Genomic DNA, 2,521 nt, shown 5'->3' with positions numbered 1-2,521 from the left:
CGCGCGCCTCGGGGGCGGGCTGCGGCCGGCTGCCGCGGCTGACCAGGGGGAAGCCGTCGCGGGCCGCGCCGACCAGGCCGAGCAGGACCAGCAGGACGCCCGAGGCGATGAGGAACGGGCGCAGCCCTTCCTTGACGTACCGCAGGTACAGGTCGCTGAAGAGGGCGACGTGCAGCATGGCCGCACCGCTGAGCAGTACCAGCGGCGTCTGGACGTTCCGTCTCACAGCAGCCACCAGCCGACGAGGGAGGCGACGGCGACGGCGAGCACGCCGGTGACCGCCGAGAACCGCAGGGCGAAACCGCGGCCGAACGTACCGGCCTGGAGGGCGATCAGCTTCACGTCCACCATCGGCCCGACCACCATGAACACCAGGCGCGAGGTGGGGGAGAAGCCGGTCAGTGAGGCCGCGACGAACGCGTCGGCCTCCGAGCAGACCGCGAGCACCACGGCCAACGCGGCCAGGAACAGCACGGACAGCCAGGGTGACTCCGCGAAGACGTCGAGCACCGCGCGGGGCACCAGCACGTTGAAGGTCGCGGCGGCCATCGCGCCGAGCACCAGAAACCCTCCGGCGTGCAGGAAGTCGTGCTGGAACGACCTCCGGAACTCCTCCCGGCGGCTGTGCCCCGGCTGGTGGCCCCGCTCCCGACCCGGTAGCCGCAGCCACTTCTCCTGCCCCCACCGCAGCCACAGCCAGCCCATCAGGGCGGAGACGGCCAAGGAGGCCAGCAGCCGGGCGACGACCATCTCCGGGCTGCCGGGGAACGCCACCGCCGTCGAGACGAGCACGATCGGGTTGACGGCCGGTGCCGACAGCAGGAAGGCGAAGGCCGCCGCGGGCGTCACCCCGCGGCGGATCAGGCTTCCCGCGACCGGCACGGAGGCGCACTCGCACCCCGGCAGCAGCACCCCGGCGGCGCTCGCCACCGGCACCGCGAGAGCCGGTCGCCGCGGCAGCGCCCGCCGGAAGGCCTCGGCGGGCACGAACGCGTTGACCGCGCCTGACACCAGTGTGCCCAGCAGGAGGAACGGGACCGCCTGGACGGTGATGGCCACCGCGATGGTCTGCCAGGCCAGGAAGCCCGGATGGCCGAGCCAGGACACGGCGTCGGACAGCAGTGCCAGGGACAGCAGCAGGGCCAGGGACAGGGCCCCGGCGGTGGCGACCGGCAGGGGCAGGCCGGCCCGTTCGGGCCCGCCCACCCTGTCCGGAGGCCGGACCTGCCGCGGCTCCTCGGTGCTCGTCACCCGCACGATGATACGGAAATGGGAACCGTTGCCATCACGGCGTCCGCCGTTGCGCCGGGCGCACGCAGTCGCGCAGCACGCAGGTCAGCCAGCGCACCGTGCTCAGGTTGCAACTCCCCAGGTCCACCAGGGGTTTCGGGTCGTCGCAGGCGCAGGAGACCGGGTCGACACGGAGAGAGGGGAGGATGATGCCGACGGCGCGGAGGGAGGAGCGCAGCTCCTCCATGGCCTGGTCCGCTTCCTGGATGCGCAGTACTGCTGCCCGGTGTTGCTCTGTGGACATGGCTGACCTTTCGTAGCTTTCTGGTACCCCTCCTCAAAGTTTCCCTGTGTGATGCTCCGATCACCAGGGGTAGTGGGTCGGAATCGGCGACGAGCGGGAGCGCGCGCCGGGTGGTGGCCGGTGTCACCGAACCCCGGTTTCACCGAACCCCGGTTTCACCGAACCCCGGTTTCAGCGGACCTTCGTGTACGTGAGGGGTTCACCGCCGCTGCCGACGAGTTCCCGCACCAGGGACCTGTCGTTCGGCATGGTCAGCCGCGACCACTGGCCCGGGGAGCAGTCGGCGGGGGAGCCCGCGGTGACCGAGGACGGGCCGAGTTCCAGGGGCGGGCCGGCCGTTCGCAGCGTGGCGGCCCACCGGCAGTCGTGGCCGGGGCCGCGACCGGCCAGCGTCATGACCTGCTCGCCGGCCCTGCCCTCGGTGATCGTCAGCACGCGGGTGCTGGTGCCGCCGGTGGACTCGAAACTGGCCCGCCAGGTGCCCAGGTACTGCTCCGGAACGGCGTTGTCCGCCGCCGACTCCTGGCCCGGGTCGTCAGGCGATGGATCGCCCGAGGCGGTCGGCGGTGTGGAGTCCGGGGACGGGGACGGGTCGGTGGCGGAGGTGTCGGGGTCCGCTCCTCCGGGACGCGCGCCGTCGGGTCCGGCGGCCGCGCCCTTGTCGCCGCCGATGGTGACCGCCGCGTAGACCCCCACGCCGGCCAGCGCCGCCACGGTCAGGGCCGCTGCCGCCAGCGGTACCGTCCAGTGCCGCCGAGGAGGCGCCGGAGCGTGCGGTGGCCCGGCTCCGTAGCCGGGCGGAGTGCCGTGGGACATGCCCTGGGGCCCGGTCGGACCGTACGGGCCGCCGTTGCCGTACGGCGAGACGGCTCCGTACGGCGAGGTGCTGCCGTACGGGCTCGTCGGGCCCTGGGGGGCGGTGGCACCGAAGCCGTACCCGGGGGGGGGGGACTGCGCCGGGTACGCGCCCGGGCCGCTCGGCGGCGG

The 2,521-nt window shown here is 73.5% G+C and carries 2 protein-coding genes and 2 pseudogenes; all 4 read right to left on the bottom strand.

Annotated elements, in window-relative coordinates; genetic code table 11:
* A pseudogene (locus ACYVE9_RS22650) lies at positions 1-226 on the bottom strand (TIGR03943 family putative permease subunit); the annotation flags it as partial.
* Entirely contained in the window at positions 223-1,251 is a 1,029-nt protein-coding gene (locus ACYVE9_RS22645; protein WP_461029737.1) for a permease, read from the bottom strand. The pseudogene ACYVE9_RS22650 and the gene ACYVE9_RS22645, both read right to left, overlap by 4 nt.
* A gap of 34 nt (positions 1,252-1,285) precedes the next feature.
* Complete coding sequence (locus tag ACYVE9_RS22640) at positions 1,286-1,534, bottom strand: hypothetical protein (protein WP_461029736.1); 249 nt, start codon at positions 1,532-1,534, stop codon at positions 1,286-1,288.
* Between the two features lie 171 nt (positions 1,535-1,705).
* A pseudogene (locus tag ACYVE9_RS22635) lies at positions 1,706-2,521 on the bottom strand (serine/threonine-protein kinase); the annotation flags it as partial.

The sequence above is a fragment of the Streptomyces sparsus genome (assembly GCF_054776295.1).
This window is presented reverse-complemented; position numbering and strand designations above follow the sequence as displayed.